The organism is Pseudomonas kilonensis, assembly GCF_001269885.1.
GTDB lineage: Bacteria > Pseudomonadota > Gammaproteobacteria > Pseudomonadales > Pseudomonadaceae > Aquipseudomonas > Aquipseudomonas kilonensis.
On record NZ_LHVH01000034.1, the window covers coordinates 1 to 20,341 of the forward strand.

The window sequence follows — 20,341 nt, forward strand, 5'->3', positions numbered from 1 at the left end:
CTCCACAAGCACCCACACGAATTGCTTGATTCAGTTGTTAAAGAGCGGTTGGTTGATTCTTTCGTCTCAACCGAGGCGCGCATTCTACAGCGCCCCGTGTATCTGTCAAGCGGTTATTTTAAGAAGTTTTCAAAGTTTCGCTTCGGAAACATCAACAACTTCAACCACTTGCGCTTCCGATCTCTCGTTAGCGGGAGGCGAATTCTACAGCGTTACTCGCTGCTGTCAACACCTCTTTTTCACCGCTTTCGACCGAGAAGATCGAATCGCCGATAGAGCCAAACAACACCGCTCTACCTGCTCCTTCCGGGCTTCGATGACCTGAAGCCCAACACCTTCGAAACTTACTTAACTCATTGAATCTCAAGGAGTTTTCCGTTTCGACTGCGCCGGAAGTGGGGCGAATTATAGACTTCCAGAATCTGCCGTCAACCCCTAATTACGCTTTTGTTGCAGAAGGGACTTTCCTACCCAGCAAACGCGGGATCCGGCGCATAACCGGCGGGACCCTCAACATCAACAGTACGGCACCTATAAAGGCGTATATCGACCACTCTTTCAGATCTGCCCGCACGATCCACAGCATATGGAGCAGTCCAAGCACCAGGATCAGATAAACCAGCCGATGCAATTTCTTCCAGCGCACGCCAAGCCGCCGCTGACTGTAGCGATTGGAGGTGACCGCCAGCGCCAGCAGGCCGAGAAACCCAAGCGCCCCAACAATAATGTAAGGCCGCTTGCTCAACTCGACACCCAGCTGCGACCAGTCGAACCCCAATATGAACGCCGCATACCCACTCAAATGCAGCACCACATAAGTAAAGCACCACAACCCCAACTGCCGTCTGACCGCAACCCACCCCGCCCATCCCGTCAGCTTTTGCAGCGGCGTCATGCTCAAGGTGATCAACAACAGGATCAACGTGCCCAACCCGAGCCGATCCACCAGCACCTTGCCCGGGTCAGGACCCAGCGAGTTCATCAAGGCCTCATAAAGCCAGAACAAAGGCCAGACCGCCGCCGCGATGAAGACGCCGACTCGCCAGACTGGAAAACGCATCAGTAGTCCTTCCTCAGGTCCATCCCTGCATATAAAGAAGCGACTTCATCCTGATAGCCGTTGAACATCAACGTATCGCGAACATTGGGGCTGAACAGCCCGCTCGGCAAACGACGTTCACGCGCCTGGGTCCAGCGCGGGTGATCGACCGTTGGATTGACGTTGGCATAAAAGCCGTATTCGTCAGACGCAATGCTTTGCCAAGTCGTCTTCGGCTGCTCGCTCACCAAACTGATACGTACGATGGATTTCACACTTTTGAAACCGTACTTCCATGGGACCACCAACCGCAGCGGCGCGCCGTTCTGGTTCGGCAACTCCCGTCCGTACATCCCAACCGCCAGGATGGCCAACGGGTTCATGGCCTCGTCCAATCGCAAGCCTTCGACATATGGCCAATCGATCAAGGCGAAACCGGAACGCTGCCCCGGCATGACCTTGGGATCCTGCAGGGTTTCGAAGCGGATGTACTTGGCCTTGGACGTCGGTTCGACCTGCTTTAGCAATGCGGAGATGGGGAAGCCGATCCACGGAATGACCATCGACCAGGCCTCGACACAGCGCAATCGATAAATACGCTCTTCCAGTTGATAAGGCTTCATGAAGTCTTCCAACCCGTAGCGTCCCGGCTTGCCCACCTCCCCGTCCACGACCACGCTCCAGGGCTCGGTCTTCAACGATCCAGCATTGGCTGCCGGGTCTCCCTTATCGGTTCCGAACTCATAGAAGTTGTTGTAATGGGTTGCGTCCTTGAACGGCGTGATGGGCTCATTCTTGACCGTGACCGCGCCCCATTGGACCGAAGGCAGTTTCTCGGCAAACCAGGACGGCGCCTTGCCGGGCTCGACATCGGCATAACGCGCCGCATCGGCAGCACTGGCCCATCGTGGCAAGCTGCTCACGGCCAGACCCGCCATGGTTGCACCGAGCATCTGACGACGGGATAGATAAAGGGATTCGGGCGTGACGTCCGATTCACGGCAGTCGGACGACTTGGGGATCTTGATCAGCATGACAACTCCGCAGTATTGGAGGGCAGGTACACCAATAGACTGCGGAGTATGGGGGAAATTACATTAAGGCAACGTTTAGCGTCGGCGAAGACGCAACAAGTATTGCACCGGTCCGGAGGCGGCATAACCCAGGAACACCAACAACAGAATACGTGGCGGATCACTGAACACCACCGCGAATACCAGCACCACTGCCAGAATTGCCACGAACGGCACGCGCCCCTTCAGATCCAGCTCCTTGAAGCTGTTGTACTTGATGTTGCTGACCATCAGCATCCCGGCCGCCGCAACCAGCAGCGCCACCAGAAACGACATTTTTGAACCCTGGATGCCGTAATCGCTGAATGCCCAGACAACACCTGCCACGACACCCGCCGCGGCCGGACTGGCCAGGCCGATGAAGTAACGCTTGTCAGCCTTGCCGACCTGGGTGTTGAAACGAGCCAGGCGCAACGCCGCACCCGCCACATAGACAAAGGCAACCATCCAGCCGACCTTGCCCATGTCCCCCAGCGCCCAACCGAACGCCAGTAAGGCAGGCGCTACGCCGAAGGCGACCATGTCGGACAGCGAATCGTATTCGGCGCCGAACGCGCTCTGGGTATTGGTCATGCGGGCCACGCGCCCGTCCAGGCCATCGAGCACCATGGCGACGAAGATCGCAATGGCGGCGAACGCGAAGTAACGGCTCGCCCCTGCGCTATCGCCAGCGCTCAAGGCAGCCTGGGCACTCATGGAGCTGATGATGGAATAGAAACCGGCGAACAGGTTCGCGGTGGTGAACAGATTCGGCAGCAGATAGATGCCACGATGCCGGACCTTACGGCCTTCTGCGTCATGGCCTTCTTCGACGTGCTCATCGATGGGCAACAGGCTTTCGGCGTCAGGAGCCTGGTTTGGCTCGTCGGGACGTTCGCTCATGGACAATACCTTGCAACGGTGTGAAAAAATTCGACAGATGTCTGGGACGACGGTTCTACCGCAAACGATGCAGCTTTATACCAGAAGCCACCGCCCAAACGAAAAAACGCGGCCAAGGCCGCGTTTTTCGATCAAGTTCGCGACTTAGTTCTTGGCTTTGTCGACGATCTTGTTGGCACCGATCCACGGCATCATCGAGCGCAGTTGCTCGCCGATGATTTCGATACCGTGGGCGGCGTTGTTGCGACGCTTGGCGGTCATCGAAGGATAGCCGGTAGCGCCTTCGCTGATGAACATCTTGGCGTATTCGCCGTCCTGGATACGTTTCAGGGCGTTGCGCATGGCCTGGCGGGATTCGGCGTTGATGACTTCCGGACCGGTCACGTACTCGCCGTACTCGGCGTTGTTGGAGATCGAGTAGTTCATGTTGGCGATACCGCCTTCGTACATGAGGTCAACGATCAGCTTCAGTTCGTGCAGGCATTCGAAGTAGGCCATTTCTGGCGCGTAGCCAGCTTCAACCAGGGTTTCGAAACCGGCCTTGACCAGCTCGACGGTACCGCCACACAGAACGGCTTGCTCGCCGAACAGGTCGGTTTCGGTTTCGTCCTTGAAGGTGGTTTCGATGATGCCGGTACGACCGCCACCCACGCCAGCAGCGTAGGACAAGGCCACGTTCTTGGCGTTGCCGGACGCATCCTGGTAGATCGCGATCAGGTCAGGGATACCGCCGCCTTTCACGAACTCGGAACGCACGGTGTGACCCGGAGCCTTCGGCGCGATCATGATCACGTCGAGGTCGGCACGTGGCACAACCTGGTTGTAGTGGATCGCGAAGCCGTGGGAGAAGGCCAGGGTGGCGCCTTCCTTGATGTTCGGTTCGATTTCGTTCTTGTACAGCGCCGATTGGAACTCGTCCGGGGTCAGGATCATGACCAGGTCAGCGGCAGCAACGGCAGAAGCCACGTCGGTCACTTTCAGGCCATGGGCCTCGGCCTTGGCAACGGTGGCCGAGCCTTTACGCAGGCCGACAGTCACGTCAACGCCGGAATCTTTCAGGTTGCACGCTTGGGCGTGACCTTGGGAGCCGTAGCCGATGATGGCGACTTTCTTGCTCTGGATGATCGACAGGTCGCAGTCTTTATCGTAGAAAACTTTCATGAATTTCCCCTATATCCGGCCGTTCAGGCCATTCGCTAATTTGGTTTAGATGCTCAGTACTTTGTCGCCACGGGCAATCCCGGTGACACCACTGCGTACGGTTTCCAGAATCGAGGCAGTGCCGATCGATTGAATGAAGCTGTCGAGCTTGTCGCTGGTACCGGTCAACTGAACGGTATAGACGCTGGCGCTGACATCGACGATCTGCCCACGAAAAATATCGGTAGTGCGTTTGATCTCGGCGCGCTGGGCGCCGGTGGCCTTGACCTTGACCAGCATCAGTTCACGCTCGATGTGAGCGCTTTCCGACAGGTCCACCAGCTTGACCACCTCGATCAGCTTGTTCAGGTTCTTGGTGATCTGCTCGATGATTTCATCGTGCCCTACGGTGGTCAGCGTCAGACGCGACAGGGTCGGGTCTTCGGTTGGCGCCACGGTCAGGCTTTCGATGTTGTAGTTGCGCTGCGAGAACAGGCCCACAACACGAGACAGCGCACCCGGTTCGTTTTCCAGAAGCAGGGAAATAATATGTCGCATGATTAGGTACGCTCCGTCTTGCTCAGCCACATATCGCGCATGGAGCCGTCTTTGATCTGCATCGGGTAGACGTGCTCGCTGGTGTCGACCGCAATATCGATCACCACCAGGCGATCCTTCATGGCGAACGCTTCCTCCATCTTCGACTTCAAATCCTTCGATTCGGTGATGCGCACGCCAACGTGACCGTAGGCCTCTGCCAGCTTGACGAAATCAGGCAACGATTCCATGTACGAGTGCGAGTGACGACTGCCGTAGCTCATGTCCTGCCACTGGCGAACCATCCCCAACACGCCGTTGTTCAGGATCACGATCTTCACCGGCAAACCGTATTGCAGGCAGGTGGACAGCTCCTGGATGTTCATCTGGATGCTGCCTTCGCCCGTGACGCAGGCGACATCAGTCTCTGGGAAGCTCAACTTGATGCCCATGGCCGCCGGGAAACCGAAGCCCATGGTGCCCAGGCCGCCGGAGTTGATCCAGCGATTGGGCTTGTCGAACTTGTAGTACTGCGCAGCGAACATCTGGTGCTGGCCCACGTCGGAGGTCACAAAGGCATCGCCCTTGGTCACTTCGCACAGGGTTTCGATCACGGTCTGCGGCTTGATCACACTGCCGTCACCCTTGTCATAAGGGAACAGGCCACGATCGCCGCGCCATTCATCAACCTGCTTCCACCAACTGGCCACGGACTCCTTGTTTGGAACCTCGCCGATTTCCTTGAGAATGGCGACCATTTCAGTCAGCACGCTCTCTACAGGACCGACAATCGGCACGTCTGCCTTGATGGTCTTGGAGATGGACGCCGGGTCGATGTCGATGTGGATGATCTTGGCGTTCGGGCAGAATTTCGCCGGACCATTGATGACGCGATCGTCGAAACGTGCGCCGACCGCCAGGATCACATCGGCGTGGTGCATCGCCAGGTTGGCGGTGTAGCTGCCGTGCATGCCGAGCATACCGATGAACTGACGGTCGGTACCAGGGAACGCGCCCAGGCCCATCAGCGTATTGGTGACCGGCAGGTTGAGCATTTTCGCCAGTTCGGTCAGCGGCGCGGAGCCACCGCCGAGGATCACGCCACCACCGGAGTACAGCACCGGACGCTTGGCCGCCAGGAGCATTTCGGCTGCCTTGCGGATTTGCCCGGAGTGGCCGCGTACGGCCGGGCTGTAGGAACGCAGCTTGGCTTTTTTCGGGAAGATGTATTCGAACTTCTCGGCCGGGTTGGTCATGTCCTTGGGGACATCGACCACGACCGGGCCCGGACGACCGGATTCAGCCAGGTAGAAGGCCTTCTTCATGACTTCAGGGATTTCCGACGCGTGCTTGATCATGAAGCTGTGCTTCACGATCGGCCGGGAGATACCGATCATGTCGGTTTCCTGGAACGCATCGGTGCCCACCAGGGTGCTGGGCACCTGGCCGGAGATGATCACCATCGGAATGGAGTCCATGTACGCGGTGGCGATACCGGTGATGGCGTTCGTGGCGCCTGGACCGGAAGTCACCAGTACCACGCCGGCCTTGCCGGTGGCACGGGCATAGCCGTCAGCCATATGGGTGGCCGCCTGCTCGTGACGAACCAGGATGTGGGTCACTTCCGGTTCTTTGAACAGGGCATCATAGACATGAAGAAGAGCACCACCGGGGTACCCGTAGATATATTTGACGCCTTCGTCACGCAAAAAGCGGACGAGCATCTCACCGCCAGATAAAAGCTCCACGTTGTTCACCTCTAAAACGCCAGAATACCGACCCACAAAAAAGGGGACGGGTCTTAATAGGTTTACTTCTCGGCAGAGCATGAGCGACGGTGGTCGCCGACTACGTCAGCACTGACTGAGCAAGTATTGGGATCGTCCCAAGTGTTGCGGGCCTTTCCCACCCAGCGCGAGGTAACGCGTTGCGGGTGTAACAGGTCGGCGCGGATGTGCGCCTCATGATCTGCCGAGTGGGTCTGCTTCTGGCAGTCCCTCTACAGCGGACTTTGGATTCTTCTGTTTCGCCTCCTTCAAGTCAAGTCGTCTATGTGCTTTATTCGAAGTAAGCGCATGAGAACGCAAGAAAAAACCTTTAAACGGCAACTGTGTTAGCTTCAATTGCGCAACCCATGACAAGGAAACAGCATGCGAATGATCTTCTTGACGGCCAGCCTGCTGGTTGGCCTGAGCCCGATGTGCATGGCCGGTCAGGTCTACAAATGGGTGGACGCCCAGGGCGTTACCCACTTCGGCGCCCAGCCGCCCGAAGGCACGGAAGCCACGACCGTGATCAAGTCCGCCCCGCCGCCCGCCAAACCGGCGGCACCGCCGTCTGGCGGAGTCATTGGCGACCAAAAGGCCATCGACCAACAGGTCAAGAAACAGATTGCCGAGCAGGAAGCCCAACTCAAGGCGTTCTGCGAACAGGCCCGGACCAACCTGGCGCAATTGCAGAACAATCCCAGGGTACGCGAAGACGTGGAGGGGGAAATGCGCCGCCTCACCGATGAGGAGCGGCGCCTGCGGATCGACGAGACCCGCAAGCAAATCGAGGAGAACTGTCAGTAACGTCGGTCAGCCGGCGTTGCTGATCAACTGATCGAACTCTTTTAGCAGGACCTGCAACTGCCGGTCCTTGCCCTGCACATTGCGAGCAGCGAAGACCATTTCGGCCATTTCCTGAATCCCTGAGGCATTCGGCAACGGAAGATCCTGCTCGAGGATGGCTTTCATCCTGGGCAGGAAGATCCATTGCAGCCATTGCTCGAAGTCCAGGGTGTCGACCGCGAACGGCTCGACACTGGCCAGCGCCTGCGCCGAAGGCGACACATCGCTCCACCAGCCCTGGACCCGCAGTTCCCGCTCGATCAACAGCAACTGATCGGCGATCTGAGGAAAACGCGTATCCATCAGAGCGAAACCTTGGCCTTCTGACGGGCCAACGCCGCGCCAGCGGAATCGCCTTGTTTCTCACGGGCCTGGGCGATCAATTCCCATAGGCTGGCCTGAAGCGCCGGGCGACCACTGGAGAATGTCAGGCCACGACGGGCCAGTTGTTCGGCTTGCGGCGCATCGCCCTGGGCCATGCGCACCTGGGCCAGGCGATAAAGCACTTGAGGTTCGCGCGGAGCGACACGTTGGGCACGCTCCAGGCTGGAAGACGCACCGTTGAGGTCACCGCCGGCCTGTTGCTGTTGCGCCGTGGTCAGCAGGGCCAGCACCGGGCCGTCCAGTTGTTCATCGGCGGACAAGCCACCGGAACTTGCCGACGGGATGCTGCTCGGCGTCGAAGGCATGCTGTAGCTGCCCTGATTGATCGGCGAGGTTTCGATAGGCCCAGGCGTGATCGGACCCGGCGTGATCGGCGTGCTGCTGATCGGCGCCGAGGCCGTCGCGCCACCACCAGGCACCATCACGACGACACCGGTGTCGCCCTGCGGAATTGCCTGGACCTGGCCCTGCACCGGCCGCTTCACCGTCGTCTGCCGGAAACCGCCGTTGGCCGAGACCCGCTCACTGTTGGAAACAGCGGTGCCGGAGTCAACGACCGGAATCGAACCACGTTGCACGGTAGAGCAACCACTGAGCAAAGCCACGGCCGTTACCGCTGGAATCAACCACTTGTTCACTTGAAACCCTCTTTGCTTAATTCATCCAGTCCTTGACCCAATCCATCACCGATTCGGCGGGATTCGTGCCGCCACAGGCAGCACCGGGTGGCGGTTCGCTGCCGCGAATATACGGCATCTGTACAGCGCCCGGGCAATTGGCGTCGGAGCCTTGGCCGGTACGCGAATCAACCCACGCCTGGACGATGTTGTCCGGTTGCGGCATGTCCAGCGGCAACGGGTCGGCCTTGCGCATGAAACTGGTCCAGACCTGCAGCGCGCCGGTGGCACCGGTGAACGGGGTCTTGCCGTTGTCATCACGTCCGAGCCAGACCACCGCCAGCAGGTCCTGGCTGAAGCCGGCGAACCAGCTGTCGCGCGAGTCGTTACTGGTACCGGTCTTGCCCGCCAGGGTCAGGGTCCGGGGCAGCACGTTATAGACCGAACTGCCGGTGCCTTCACGCATGACCCGCTGCATCGCGCTCTGGATCAGGTAAATGGAGGCCGGATCGAAACGCTGCTGGATCTGGAACGGATAACGCTTGAGCGGCTCGCCATCGGCGGTCAGCACGCTGCGGATGCCGCGCATCGGCGTGTTGAAACCGCCATTGGCCAGCGTCTGGTACATGGCCGCCACTTCGATCGGCGTTAGGCCACCGGCCCCCAGCAACATCGATGGGAACGCCGGGAATTCGCGACTTACCCCCAGGCGCGCCAAGGTCTTGAGGACGTTCGGCACGCCGACTTCCAGCCCGAGGCGAGCCGTCGACAGGTTGTAGGAATGCGCCAGCCCCTGGTAGAGGAACACCGTGCCGTGGGAACGACGATCATAGTTCTGCGGTTTCCAGACCTGGCCATCGGCGCCCTTGACCGAGAAGGTCTCGTCCGACAGCCAACTGGTCAGCGTGTATTGGCTCGGCTTTTCCAGGGCGGTGAGGTACACCGCCGGCTTGATCAGCGAGCCAATCGGGCGCACCGCATCCAGGGCCCGGTTGAAACCGGCGAAACTGGCCTGGCGGCTGCCGATCATGGCCTGGACTTCGCCGGTTTCCGGGTTGGTCACCACCATGGCCGCTTCAACTTCGTCAGAGCCCTTGCGCCCGCCCAGTCGCTTGAAGGTGTCCTCGACCGAGGCTTCGGCCTTCATCTGCAGGATTGGGTCGAAGCTGGTGAAAATGCGCAGGCCTTCTTCAGTCAAGTCTTCGTCGCGGTAGTCTTCGCGCAGTTGACGCTTGACCAGGTCCATGAAGCCTGGGAAGGAACTGTCCGCCAGGCTGCCACGCTTGGTCACGCCCAACGGCATCTTTTTCGCCGCCTCGACTTGCTCGGCCGTCGCCACACCCTGTTGTTGCAGCAGGTCGAGCACCAGGTTGCGCCGTTCGAGGGCGCGCTCCGGATTACGACGCGGATTGTAGGAAGACGGCCCCTTGACCATGCCCACCAGCAACGCCACCTGATGCAGCTTGAGCTCGGACAGCGGCTGGCTGAAGAAGAACTGGCTGGCAAGGCCGAAACCGTGCACCGCCCGTTGACCGTCCTGGCCGACGAACACCTCGTTGAGGTACGCCTCCAGGATCTCCGGCTTGTCGTAGTGCAGCTCCAGCAACAGCGCCATCATGGCTTCGGTGAGCTTGCGGGTCAGGCTGCGCTCGTTGGTCAGGTAGAAGTTCTTGACCAGCTGTTGGGTCAGGGTACTGCCGCCCTGGCGCATATGGCCCGAAGAGGTGTTGACCCAGATAGCCCGGGCAATCGACTTGGGCGAGACGCCGAAGTGATGGTAGAAGTCGCGGTCTTCGACGGCGATCAGCGTATCGAGCAGGAACGGCGGCACCTGGTCGATCTTGATCAGGATCCGGTCTTCGAGGTTCTTGGGGTACAGGCCACCAATGAGCAGCGGCTCAAGGCGCACCACCGACAGGCTCGCGTTGTTCGCGCCGGTCAGCGCAGCCACGTAGTCACCGGAAAAACGCACCCGCACCGGTTGCGCCTGTTCCATGCCTTCATAGAACTGGAAACCACGGGTGTTGAGGTCGATGGTATTGCCATTGACCGAGGCCGCACCCGGACCGTTGGTCACGCTTTCACGGCGATAACCCAAGGCATCGAGTTCGGTCAGGAAATCATCCTTGCTCAGCTTTTGCCCGACGAACAGCTCCAGCGGCCGGGCATAGACCTTGGCCGGAATGGTCCAGCGCTTGCCGGAGAACTTCTCCTGCACCACGGCATCGAGATAGACCGCAAAACCGGCGAGCACGACAAGGCCCACCAGGCTGAGTTTAAGGGCCCAGCCCAGCCAGGGCCGCAGGCGGCTGGCGGGTGGTTTCTTGGGGGTACGGGGGGATCGGGTACGAGTCATGGCGGCGGATTATACGCACTTTGCTGCGGTTCAACATGAGCCCGCCACGTGGTTTGCGTTAGCGCGGCTTGCGGCCATAATGACGGCCTTGAATTTTTCCAGTCTATGAAGGACCGCCCGTGAGCCAATCCCTGATCGCTGCCCTGCAAAACCCGGCCCTCTACCCGCATCCCGTCGAAGGGTTCCAGGTCATCGAGACCCACATTTCCTGGGTATTGCTCACCGGGCCATACGCCTACAAATTCAAAAAGCCGGTCAACTTCGGTTTCCTCGATTTCACCAGCCTCCAGGCGCGCCAGCATTTCTGCGGTGAAGAGTTGCGTCTGAACCAGCGCCTGACCCAGGACCTGTACCTGGACGTCCTGCCGATTACCGGCAGCGCCGAAGCGCCACAGCTGGGTGGCGACGGCCCGGCCATCGAATACGCCCTGAAGATGCGTCAGTTCCCGCAGAGCGAACTGCTCAGCACACTGCAAGCCAACGGCGAGCTGACCACCGCGCACATCGATGAGATGGCCGCGCAGATCGCCCAATTCCACCTCGCCACACCCAAGGTGCCCGCCGAAAACGACGCTGGCACTGCGCAAAGCGTGATGGCACCGGTGCTGCAGAACTTCGAACAGATCCGCCCGTTCCTCAACGACAAGGCCGACCTGCTGCAACTCGAAGCACTGCAAGCCTGGGCCGAGAGCAGTTTCGAACGCCTCAAGCCGCTGTTCACCCAGCGCAAGGCCGAAGGTTTCATCCGCGAATGCCACGGTGATATCCACCTGGGCAACGCCACAGTGATCGACGGCAAGGTGGTGATTTTCGATTGCATCGAGTTCAACGAACCGTTCCGTTTCACCGACGTCTACGCCGACACCGCGTTCCTGGCGATGGACCTGGAAGACCGCGGCCTCAAGTCGCTGGCGCGGCGCTTCGTCAGCCAGTACCTGGAACTGACCGGCGACTACCAGGGCCTGGAGCTGCTGAACTTCTATAAAGCCTATCGCGCCCTCGTCCGGGCAAAAGTCGCGCTGTTCAGCATGCCGGCCGAAGCCGATCCGGTGCAGCGCGCCACCACCCTGCGCCAATACCGCAACTACGCCAACCTGGCCGAAAGCTACAGCACCATTCCTTCGCCTTTCCTGGCCATCACCCACGGTGTTTCGGCCGTTGGCAAAAGCCATGTCGCGATGCGCCTGGTCGAGGCACTGGGGGCCATTCGCCTGCGTTCGGACGTGGAGCGCAAGCGCCTGTTCGGCCAGCAACAGGTCCCCAACGACCCACAGGCCGGTATCTATAGCAGCGACGCCAGCAGCGCCACCTATACCCGCCTGCATGAAATCGCCGCAGCGATCCTGCGCGCCGGATTCCCGGTGGTGATCGATGCCACCTACCTCAAGCACGATCAGCGCGACGCCGCGGAAAAAGTCGCCGAGGCCACCGGTACTCCGTTCCTGATCCTTGACTGCAACGCGCCGCAAGCGGTCATCGAAAGCCGGCTGGCACAGCGCCAGGCCGACCAGCAAGACCCCTCCGATGCGAACCTGGCGGTCATCGCCGCACAACAGTCCAGCCGCGAAGCACTGACCCCGGCGGAAATTCTCTGCAGCAAACGGGTCCAAACCAACGAAAGCGGCACGCTCGACATCGTGGTCGCGCAGATCCGCCAGCGCCTGCCAGGCCTGTAACTATTTTCGGCCGTGAAGCGATGCCCGGCTTCACGGCCGTCAAATAGTGGCACTATACTGGCGTCATAAAACCAACAGGTGATATGAAATGAGCCTCCCCAAGCTTCTCAATACCCCGCTTTATGCCTTGCTGCGCAAAGACGATATCGCCGGGTTCAACAGCGAACGCCCACAAGGCCCGATCGACATGCGCGGCGGCGACTTTCGAGGCCTTGATCTGCGAGAACTGAACGCGGACGACGTTGACTTCAGCGACGCCTACTTCCGTTCCGCCGATTTGCGTGGCATCGATTTTCGCAAGTCGTCACTGGAAGGCGCGAGCCTGGCCCATGCGCAAATATCCGGCGCCTACTTCCCGCCCGAGTTGTCTGCGGACGAGATCCTGATGTCGATGAACTTCGGCACCCGCCTGCGCTACCGCAGCCGCTGACAGGTAAACCAGGTCGACCAACGCGCCGACCTGCCACCACCGAACAGATCTCCAGCGCCCCCGCTTGCGCTGGAGAATGCAGCCTTTTCCCACCTCATCGTGCGTAATGCATTAGAAGCTTTTGCGTCGAATCCGACCAAAGAATCACGCTTTTCCTACTGACCGCTACACTGCTCAGAAGCTTGCCCACTGCACCAGTCGGCCGTCGCAAGGAGGCTCGATGAATGATGAACTGCAACACCTGAAGAATCTGGGCAAGACATCAGCCCAGTGGCTGCACGCCGTGGGCATTCACAGTGCCTCGGATCTACGCCGGCTTGGCGCGGTGGACGCCTATCGCGCCGTGCGTACTCGGGGCTTCCGGGCCTCCAAGGTGTTGCTGTACGCCATCGAGGGCGCGTTGATGGATGTGCATTGGAATGACATCCCCGCCGAGCGCAAAGAAGCCCTGAATAAACAGCTGGACGCCATTTCGACGCGCCATAAGACCTGACGCCCCTTTCGTTTCCAGCGCGAACCCTGGCCGCGAGGTTATTTCGGCGAATCGCAAAACAATGTTTGACATGGTAATGAGAATCGCTATGATTACCACATCCAGTCGCGAGACTGGTCGATATTTGAACAGCCCTTGGTTCGGACTCTCAGATATCTCCTCATCAGGCTAATCACGGTTATTTGACCCGGCTTTTGCCGGGTCTTTTTTTGCCTGCAATATCACTTACCGACGTGTTCGCGCATCTGCGCACAATAATCCTGGGCCGGCATGGCCGGCGTGTACCACACGTAATCCGCCATGGCCGACGTCACCTCACTGCCCTCCTCGGCCAGCATCAGGACGATAGGCGCCTCGCTGGCACCGAGATCCAATGCATGCAGCGGCACACCAACATCCTTTCGCGCATGCCAGGCACCGGCGAACAACAGTGCCGGTGTCGGCGCTTGCAACAGGCGCTCGGCCATGCGCCGGTCACGCTGTTGCTGCACGGCCAGCATCGCCGGCATTTGCGACTCTGGCAGCAAACCGCAGTGGGATTCACGGATTTGCCCCAACAACGCGTCCTTCACCGTGGCTGCATTGGAGCGAGTGCCCATCAAGTTGGGAGCTTGTCGATAGAAACGTTGGATCTCGGCGGCGTCCAGATTGGCGGCCAGCAACGGATAGCGCTGCGCCAGGGCAAACTCGACGACGGGGCCATACAGGCTCCAATCCCAGCCGGGCGACCAGTCCAGCGCGTCGGGCAGGTCCTTCGGCAAGGCGGGTAGCTGGCGGACTGAATCAACGCGTGGCTGCTGGGCGGGGGTGAGCATTTCCAGCAACAGGCTGCCCTGGGCCCGCTGCCCGGCCAGGGCCTGGAGCAGCCATACCTGCAGTGCGTGGTGATCGCGATTGTCGTGCCGCTCTCCCACCACCACCCGAGGCGCCGCAGCCAAGCGCTCGACCAAGGCCTGGGGCGTCACGGCCTGGCCAGTGTGCAAATCACGGATTCGTCCGCCGAGTGGGGGCGGTGCGATGCTCTGACACGCCGTCAGTACACTCAATGCCAGAATCAGGAGCAGGCGCACGTCCATATCCTCCAGGGCGCCCTCAGCGGGCAATGATCAATGGATGCCCGCGCTCCGGATGGTCTTGCACCAGCACGTCCAAACCAAACACCGCCTTGAGCGGTTCCGGGCGCAGCACGTGCCGGGGCGTGTCCAGGGCCACCGGCCGACCGGAGGCGAGCAGCAACAGGCGATCACAGTAACGCGCCGCCAGGTTCAGGTCATGCAGGATCACCAGCACGGCAGCGCCGCGACTGGCGAATTCACGCACCGCCTGGAGGATGGTGTGCTGGTGCAGCGGATCGAGCATCGAGGTCGGCTCGTCCAGCAACAGGGTTTGCCCCGCTTCACCCGGCCACAATTGCGCCAACACTCGCGCCAGATGCACCCGCTGGCGTTCGCCGCCGGACAACGCCAGGTAACTGCGACCGTGCAGATGCGCGGCGTCAGCCGCTTGCAGCGCCGCGGCAACGATTTGCTCGTCGCGCACTCGACCACTCTGGTGTGGCAGGCGCCCCATGCCGACGACTTCCTCGACACGGAAGGCAAAATCCAGGGTCGAGGACTGCGGCAAGACCGCCAGGCGCCGGGCGCGCTCGGCACCCTGCCACTGAGCCAGTGGCCGGTCATCGAGCCAGACCTGCCCCTGGGCCGGGCGCAACTCGCCGCACAGCCCCGCCAAAAGGGTACTTTTGCCCGCACCGTTGGGCCCGAGCACGCCGAGCACTTCGCCAGGGTTGAGCTCGAGATCGACGTCCGCCAGTACCGTCTTGCGGCCGCGGTGAATGTGCAGGTTCTGCGCTCGCAGCATCAGGCGCGCCCTCGCACCAATAGATAAAGGAAGAACGGCGCGCCGATGAAGGCCGTGACAATGCCGATCGGCAATTCCGCAGGGGCCAGTGCCAGGCGCGCCACCAGATCGGCGAACAACAGCAGGCTTGCACCCGCCAACACAGAAGCGGGAAGCAACACACGATGGTCGGGGCCGGCCACCAGCCGCACCAGATGCGGCACCACCAGCCCGACGAAGCCGATCATGCCCGCCGCCGCCACCGCCGCGCCAACCCCCAAGGCGGTACAAAACACCAGCTCACGCTTGAGGCTTTCGACGTTAACGCCCAGGTGGGCAGCCTCGGATTCCCCCAGCAACAGCGCATTGAGTGCCCTGGCCCGGCGTGGCAGCCAGAGCGCCACGCCGGCACTGACCAGCAACAGCGGCCACAAGCGCGCATAGCTGGCGCCGTTGAGACTGCCCAGGTTCCAGAAGGTCAGGGTGCGCAGGGTCGCGTCATCCGCCAGGTAGGTGAACAGGCCGACGGCCGAACCGGACAGTGCGGTCAGGGCAATACCGGCCAGGAGCATGGTCGCGACATGGGTCTGGCCGTTGCGTCGTCCAAGACGATAGACCAGCGCCGTAACACCGAGCCCGCCCAGGAATGCACACAACGACAACACGTAGGGGCCAATGGATTCGGGCAACCCACCCAGCGCCGAGCCACCAACAATGGCAAACGCGGCGCCCAGTGCCGCACCGCCGGACACGCCCACCAGCCCCGGGTCCGCCAGTGGGTTGCGAAACAGTCCCTGCATCGCCACACCGGACAACGCCAATACCCCGCCCACCGCCAACCCCAGCAAGGTACGCGGCAAACGGATCTGGCCGAGGATCAGTTCGGCCTGCTCCAGACCATCGGCGGCCACCGGTAGACCTAACAGACGCAAAGCGGCGTGCAAGGTGTCGAGCAGCGGCAGGCTCACCGGCCCCAGGGCCAGGGATAGCCAGGTCGCCAGCAGGCACAGCAGGCACAGGCCAATGAACAAGGTGCGAGGCTTGACCAACGAGGTCATGGCGCCGTGGCCGACGCAGCCGGATAGAAACCCGCCGTCAGTGTCGCCAGGCTTTGTGGCAACCGCGGGCCCAACCCGCCCACCAGCAGCGTCGGATCGAGCTCCATGACACGTCCATCCCTGGCGGCCCGGGTCGAGGAAAGAATCGGATTTTCCCGGAACAGTGCGGCACGCGCTTCCTCACCGCTCAGGGCACGGTCGGCAAAGACCAGTACTTCGGGATTCACGCTGGCCAGGCTTTCCACGGAAAAAGATTTATAGCCGCTGTGGGTCGCCAGGTTGTGACCGCCGGCCTGCTGTAACAGCCAATCAGCAGAAGTGCCCTTGCCTGCGACCAGTGGCTTGCCGCCGGAACTGCCCACCAACAGCAATACACCGGGGGCCTTTTGTTTGCGCTGGGCCTCTGTCACCCGGGCCTGTTGCTGGGTGAGTTGTTTTTGATAACGGTCGAACAACCGCGCCGCCTCGGCCTCGGCCCCCAGCAACTGTCCCAGGTGCCGCAGATTGCCCTGCAAGGCCGGCAGGTCTGGTGTGGCCGAGAACAATTCGACCTGCACACCGGCGCTGCGAATTTGCGCCAGCACGGGCGGTGGCCCCATTTCCTCGGTGCCGACCAGGATCTGCGGACGCAGGCTCAGCACGCCCTCCGCCGATAGCTGTCGCTGATAACCGATACTGGGCAAGGCCCGCAAGGATTCAGGCTGTTGGCTGGTGGAGTCCACGCCTACCAGCTTCGACTCGCCCCCCAGCGCACTGACCCACTCCGACACGGCGCCACCGGCGCTGACCCAGCGTTGCGGCAACTCAGCAGCGCTGGCCCCCTGGTTGAGCAACAGTGCGACACAGAGCGCAACAACGCGGATGTTCAGGCGCATCGGGCAGCTTCCTCAAAGAAGTTTTTCACAGGACCGGTCCCGGCCAAGTATCCTCAGCCACCTGCGAAGGAGGCGCCATTTGATAATTGTTTTCATTTGACCGTCAAGCATAGACATCTGTGGCATGAACCTCTGTGGGAGCGAGCCTGCTCGCGATAGCGGTGTGTCAGTCACATTAAGGCTGGCTGATCCACCGCTATCGCGAGCAGGCTCGCTCCCACAGGGGACTTTTCAACACAAATATTGAGACACCCATGAAGTTTCTTTGTACCGCCGCCGAAGTGCCCGACAACGGCAGTCGCGGTTTCGACATCAATGGGCGCAAAGTACTGGCCGTGCGACGCGCCGGCCAGGTGTATGCCTATCTCAACCGCTGCCCGCACCGGGGCGTGCCGCTGGAATGGCAACCCGACCAGTTCCTCGACCCCAGCGCCAGCCTGATCCAGTGCGCCACCCACGGCGCGCTGTTTCTGATCGAGAGCGGTGAATGCGTGGCCGGCCCCTGCGCCGGTCAGTTCCTCGCTGCCTTAGACAGCCGGGAGGACGAGCAAGGCATCTGGGTCGAGCTCTAGCAACACCGGCAACGCACGGTCCACCCACATCTGCTCGGGCGTCAACGTAACCCCGTAGGCCAGCACCTCCACACCCGCCGCCACCGCATCACGCAGGGCTGCGGCGTACACCGGGTCGATTTCCTGTGCCGGGCGCACCGCTTCGATGCCGCTCAGGTTCACACAATACAGCTGCACCGCCCGCACACCTTCCCGGGCCAGGCAGGCGAGTTCCCTCAGGTGCTTGGCCCCGCGCTGGGTCACCGCATCGGGAAACGCCGCCACATTCGTGCCATCGAACCCCAGCGTGACGCTTTTGACTTCGACCCAGGCCGAGCCTTGTTCATAGTCCAGGCGAAAATCGATACGGCTGTTTTCCACACCGTAAGCCACTTCACGCTTGAGCCCGGTAAACCCGTTCAATTCGCTGATGACCCCAGCGCGCAAGGCCTCTTCGATCAACGCGTTGGCCCGCGCGGTATTGATGCAGGCGAGCCGTCCCTGAGGGGTTTCGCCGATTTCCCAGGTGCCGGGCAACTTGCGCTTGGGGTCGCTGGAGCGACTGAACCAGACACGCGCGCCCTCAGCCATGCAATTGAGCATCGAGCCGGTGTTGGGGCAATGAATGGTGAGCAACTCGCCGTGAACGGTCTCGATATCGGCAAGAAAACGCTTGTAACGTCGAATCAAGCGACCTTCTTCCAACGCAGGGGAAAAACGCATCAGCCTTGCCAGCTCCGTAGTCCGCGTTCGATTCGTGCCACCGCTTCCTGTAGTCGCGGCAGGCTCTGGGTGTAAGCAAAACGCACATGATGGCCGGCCTGATGACGGCCGAAATCCAGGCCCGGCGTGAAGGCCACGTGCTCGGTTTCCAGGAAGTGCTGGCAAAACGCAAAGGCATCGCCGCCGAACGCGCTGATATCGGCATAGAGGTAAAACGCCCCTTCCGGCTCCACCGCAATACCGAAGCCCAACCCACGCAAGGCCGGCAGTAGAAAGTCACGGCGCCGCGCGAACTCGGCCCGCCGCTGCTCGAAGATCTCGATGGTCGCGGGCTCGAAACAGGCCAGGGCGGCGTATTGGGCCATGCTCGGCGCACTGATGTAGAGGTTCTGCGCGAGCTTTTCCAACTCGCCGACGGCCGCCGGAGGGGCCACCAGCCAGCCAAGTCGCCAGCCGGTCATGCCGAAATACTTGGAGAAACTGTTAAGGACAAAGGCATCGTCATCGACTTCCAGCACGCTGGCGGCGTCGGTGCCGTAGGTCAGGCCGTGATAGATCTCGTCCACCACCAGATGGCCGTTGTGGCCCTTGATGGCCTTGGACAACCCCGCCAGCTCGTCCCGGGTGAGAATCGTCCCGGTCGGGTTGGCCGGCGAGGCCACCAACGCACCGACGCTGTCCTGGTCCCAATGACGGTTCACCAGGTCCGGCGTCAATTGGTAACGCACCTCCGGCCCCACGGGCACCAATTGCGCCGCACCTTCGACCAGGCGCAGGAAATGACGGTTGCACGGATAACCGGGGTCGGCCAGCAGCCAATGCTTGCCTGGGTCCACCAGCAAAGCGCTGGCCAGCAGCAACGCGCCGGACCCGCCTGGGGTCACGAGGATGCGTCGGGGATCAATTTCCACCCCATAGCGTTGGCCGTAGAAACCAGCGATGGCCTCGCGCAGCTCGGGAATGCCACGGGCCGCGGTGTAATGGGTCTTGCCCGCCGCCAGCGCGGCCTGGCCGGCCTGGATGATCGGCTCGGCGGTGGTGAAGTCCGGTTCGCCGATCTCCAGGTGGATGACGTCATGCCCGGCGGCCTGCAGCTCGTTGGCACGGGCCAGCAGCGCCATCACATGGAAAGGTTCGATGGCGCGGCTGCGCGCACTGTAGGGCTGAGCCATTGGCCTTCCTTCAGGGGAAAAGAGAACCGATTCTACCCAACTCTCCCGCCAAGTCAGAAACAACTGCGCGAACACGCGCGAACCGCAAGCGGTCTGAGCCCGTGGATTGCTGGAAATGACTCCCGCGATTGGCCCAGGCTTGACTAGAATCAAGCATTGAGCAGGTTTACATCCTCACCGAAGCGAACCCCGTCACGTTTTACAGGCCCCGGCCGCCGCAGGCTCGACAACCGGGAGTAGCGCGGCCCGATTTGATCTGGTAAGTTCGCCCGCTTGCAGCCGCAGGGCCGGCAGGTGTCGGTGATGGAGCAATCCTGCGTAGTGGATTACAAGAGTAGAGGCGGTCCATTCATGCCCACCCAAGCAAAGCAAAATCAAAATCAGTCGCTCAGCGGGTTTGAGCCTTACGTCCCGCAAGCTGGCGAAGAGTACATGGGCGCCCCCATGCGCGCGCACTTCACCAAGATCCTGAACAAGTGGAAACAGGACTTGATGCAGGAAGTCGACCGCACCGTGGATCACATGAAAGACGACGCGGCCAACTTCCCCGACCCGGCCGACCGTGCGAGTCAGGAAGAAGAGTTCAGCCTCGAGCTGCGCGCCCGTGATCGCGAGCGCAAGCTCATCAAGAAAATCGACAAGACCCTGCAACTGATCGAAGACGAAGAATACGGTTGGTGCGAGTCCTGCGGCGTCGAGATCGGCGTCAAGCGACTGGAAGCCCGTCCGACCGCCGACATGTGTGTCGACTGCAAGACCCTGGCGGAAATCAAGGAAAAACAGGTCGGTAAATAATCGCCTGGGCTGTCACCGAAACGGAGCGTTCATACGCTCCGTTTTTTATTTGCGTTGTTTACCCAAGCCTAGTGAGCCCTTGTGGGAGC

The 20,341-nt window shown here is 61.0% G+C and carries 21 protein-coding genes; 6 read left to right on the forward strand and 15 right to left on the reverse strand.

Features of this window, described 5'->3' with window-relative positions; genetic code table 11:
* Positions 1-439: 439 nt before the first annotated feature.
* From msrQ to AD662_RS24155, 6 genes are all read right to left on the reverse strand, one after another.
* Complete coding sequence (gene msrQ, locus AD662_RS24130) at positions 440-1,060, reverse strand: protein-methionine-sulfoxide reductase heme-binding subunit MsrQ (RefSeq protein WP_053189859.1); 621 nt, start codon at positions 1,058-1,060, stop codon at positions 440-442.
* Positions 1,060-2,073 carry a protein-methionine-sulfoxide reductase catalytic subunit MsrP gene (msrP, locus tag AD662_RS24135; protein WP_024618733.1) on the reverse strand — a complete coding sequence of 338 codons (1,014 nt, stop codon included), beginning with the start codon at positions 2,071-2,073 and terminating at the stop codon, positions 1,060-1,062. Before msrP ends, msrQ begins: the two co-directional genes overlap by 1 nt.
* A gap of 75 nt (positions 2,074-2,148) precedes the next feature.
* The gene (pssA, locus tag AD662_RS24140) at positions 2,149-2,994 is read right to left on the reverse strand and encodes a CDP-diacylglycerol--serine O-phosphatidyltransferase (protein WP_014340224.1); all 846 of its coding nucleotides are present in this window, start codon (positions 2,992-2,994) and stop codon (positions 2,149-2,151) included.
* 144 nt (positions 2,995-3,138) lie between these two features.
* Positions 3,139-4,155 (reverse strand): ketol-acid reductoisomerase, encoded by a 1,017-nt coding sequence (ilvC, locus tag AD662_RS24145; protein ID WP_018609362.1) that lies wholly within the window; start codon positions 4,153-4,155, stop codon positions 3,139-3,141.
* A 45-nt stretch (positions 4,156-4,200) separates the two neighbouring features.
* Entirely contained in the window at positions 4,201-4,692 is a 492-nt protein-coding gene (gene ilvN, locus AD662_RS24150; protein ID WP_018609360.1) for an acetolactate synthase small subunit, read from the reverse strand.
* Between the two features lie 2 nt (positions 4,693-4,694).
* Complete coding sequence (locus AD662_RS24155; RefSeq protein ID WP_024618734.1) at positions 4,695-6,419, reverse strand: acetolactate synthase 3 large subunit; 1,725 nt, start codon at positions 6,417-6,419, stop codon at positions 4,695-4,697.
* A 402-nt stretch (positions 6,420-6,821) separates the two neighbouring features.
* Here AD662_RS24155 and AD662_RS24160 point away from each other — a divergent pair, with 402 nt between their 5' ends.
* A complete protein-coding gene (locus tag AD662_RS24160) occupies positions 6,822-7,244 on the forward strand; it encodes a DUF4124 domain-containing protein (protein ID WP_024618735.1) in 423 nt (140 codons plus the stop codon).
* Positions 7,245-7,250: 6 nt separating this feature from the next.
* Here AD662_RS24160 and AD662_RS24165 read toward each other — a convergent pair whose 3' ends face one another.
* The 3 genes from AD662_RS24165 to mrcB are packed head-to-tail and all read right to left on the reverse strand — an operon-like array spanning position 7,251 to position 10,640.
* Positions 7,251-7,586: a YqcC family protein gene (locus tag AD662_RS24165; protein WP_018609355.1), complete on the reverse strand. Its 336-nt coding sequence runs from the start codon at positions 7,584-7,586 to the stop codon at positions 7,251-7,253.
* The gene (locus AD662_RS24170; protein ID WP_018609353.1) at positions 7,586-8,305 is read right to left on the reverse strand and encodes a tetratricopeptide repeat protein; all 720 of its coding nucleotides are present in this window, start codon (positions 8,303-8,305) and stop codon (positions 7,586-7,588) included. The genes AD662_RS24165 and AD662_RS24170 overlap by 1 nt, the downstream gene beginning before the upstream one ends.
* A 16-nt stretch (positions 8,306-8,321) precedes the next feature.
* Positions 8,322-10,640, reverse strand: coding sequence for a penicillin-binding protein 1B (mrcB, locus tag AD662_RS24175; protein WP_053189860.1), 2,319 nt, complete (start codon positions 10,638-10,640; stop codon positions 8,322-8,324).
* Between the two features lie 119 nt (positions 10,641-10,759).
* Here mrcB and AD662_RS24180 point away from each other — a divergent pair, with 119 nt between their 5' ends.
* The 3 genes from AD662_RS24180 to AD662_RS24190 all read left to right on the forward strand — a co-directional run bounded on the left by AD662_RS24180 (position 10,760) and on the right by AD662_RS24190 (position 13,239).
* Positions 10,760-12,316, forward strand: coding sequence for a bifunctional aminoglycoside phosphotransferase/ATP-binding protein (locus AD662_RS24180; protein WP_018609350.1), 1,557 nt, complete (start codon positions 10,760-10,762; stop codon positions 12,314-12,316).
* An 88-nt stretch (positions 12,317-12,404) separates the two neighbouring features.
* Positions 12,405-12,746, forward strand: a complete 342-nt coding sequence (locus AD662_RS24185) for a pentapeptide repeat-containing protein (RefSeq protein WP_018609348.1) — start codon at positions 12,405-12,407, stop codon at positions 12,744-12,746.
* A gap of 220 nt (positions 12,747-12,966) precedes the next feature.
* On the forward strand, positions 12,967-13,239 hold the full coding sequence (locus tag AD662_RS24190; RefSeq protein ID WP_018609346.1) for a TfoX/Sxy family protein: 273 nt from the start codon (positions 12,967-12,969) through the stop codon (positions 13,237-13,239).
* 221 nt (positions 13,240-13,460) lie between these two features.
* On the opposite strand, the gene AD662_RS24195 is transcribed toward AD662_RS24190, so the two are convergent.
* From AD662_RS24195 to AD662_RS24210, 4 genes are read right to left on the reverse strand one after another with little or no spacing between them, the layout of a single operon-like run.
* A complete protein-coding gene (locus tag AD662_RS24195) occupies positions 13,461-14,315 on the reverse strand; it encodes a ChaN family lipoprotein (protein WP_053189861.1) in 855 nt (284 codons plus the stop codon).
* A gap of 16 nt (positions 14,316-14,331) precedes the next feature.
* Positions 14,332-15,099: a heme ABC transporter ATP-binding protein gene (locus AD662_RS24200; RefSeq protein WP_053189862.1), complete on the reverse strand. Its 768-nt coding sequence runs from the start codon at positions 15,097-15,099 to the stop codon at positions 14,332-14,334.
* Positions 15,099-16,082: a FecCD family ABC transporter permease gene (locus AD662_RS24205; protein WP_162843743.1), complete on the reverse strand. Its 984-nt coding sequence runs from the start codon at positions 16,080-16,082 to the stop codon at positions 15,099-15,101. The genes AD662_RS24200 and AD662_RS24205 overlap by 1 nt, the downstream gene beginning before the upstream one ends.
* A gap of 50 nt (positions 16,083-16,132) precedes the next feature.
* Entirely contained in the window at positions 16,133-17,011 is an 879-nt protein-coding gene (locus AD662_RS24210) for a heme/hemin ABC transporter substrate-binding protein (RefSeq protein WP_053189864.1), read from the reverse strand.
* Positions 17,012-17,265: 254 nt separating this feature from the next.
* Between AD662_RS24210 and AD662_RS24215 the strand changes: the two genes are divergently transcribed.
* Positions 17,266-17,583, forward strand: coding sequence for a Rieske (2Fe-2S) protein (locus AD662_RS24215; protein WP_018609337.1), 318 nt, complete (start codon positions 17,266-17,268; stop codon positions 17,581-17,583).
* Here AD662_RS24215 and sfsA read toward each other — a convergent pair.
* Positions 17,539-18,285 (reverse strand): DNA/RNA nuclease SfsA, encoded by a 747-nt coding sequence (gene sfsA, locus AD662_RS24220; RefSeq protein ID WP_018609334.1) that lies wholly within the window; start codon positions 18,283-18,285, stop codon positions 17,539-17,541. The genes AD662_RS24215 and sfsA overlap by 45 nt on opposite strands.
* Positions 18,285-19,457 carry a pyridoxal phosphate-dependent aminotransferase gene (locus AD662_RS24225; protein ID WP_018609332.1) on the reverse strand — a complete coding sequence of 391 codons (1,173 nt, stop codon included), beginning with the start codon at positions 19,455-19,457 and terminating at the stop codon, positions 18,285-18,287. Before AD662_RS24225 ends, sfsA begins: the two co-directional genes overlap by 1 nt.
* 351 nt (positions 19,458-19,808) lie before the next feature.
* On the opposite strand from AD662_RS24225, the gene dksA reads away from it, so the two are divergent.
* Positions 19,809-20,252 carry an RNA polymerase-binding protein DksA gene (gene dksA / locus AD662_RS24230; protein ID WP_018609331.1) on the forward strand — a complete coding sequence of 148 codons (444 nt, stop codon included), beginning with the start codon at positions 19,809-19,811 and terminating at the stop codon, positions 20,250-20,252.
* Positions 20,253-20,341 lie beyond the last annotated feature (89 nt).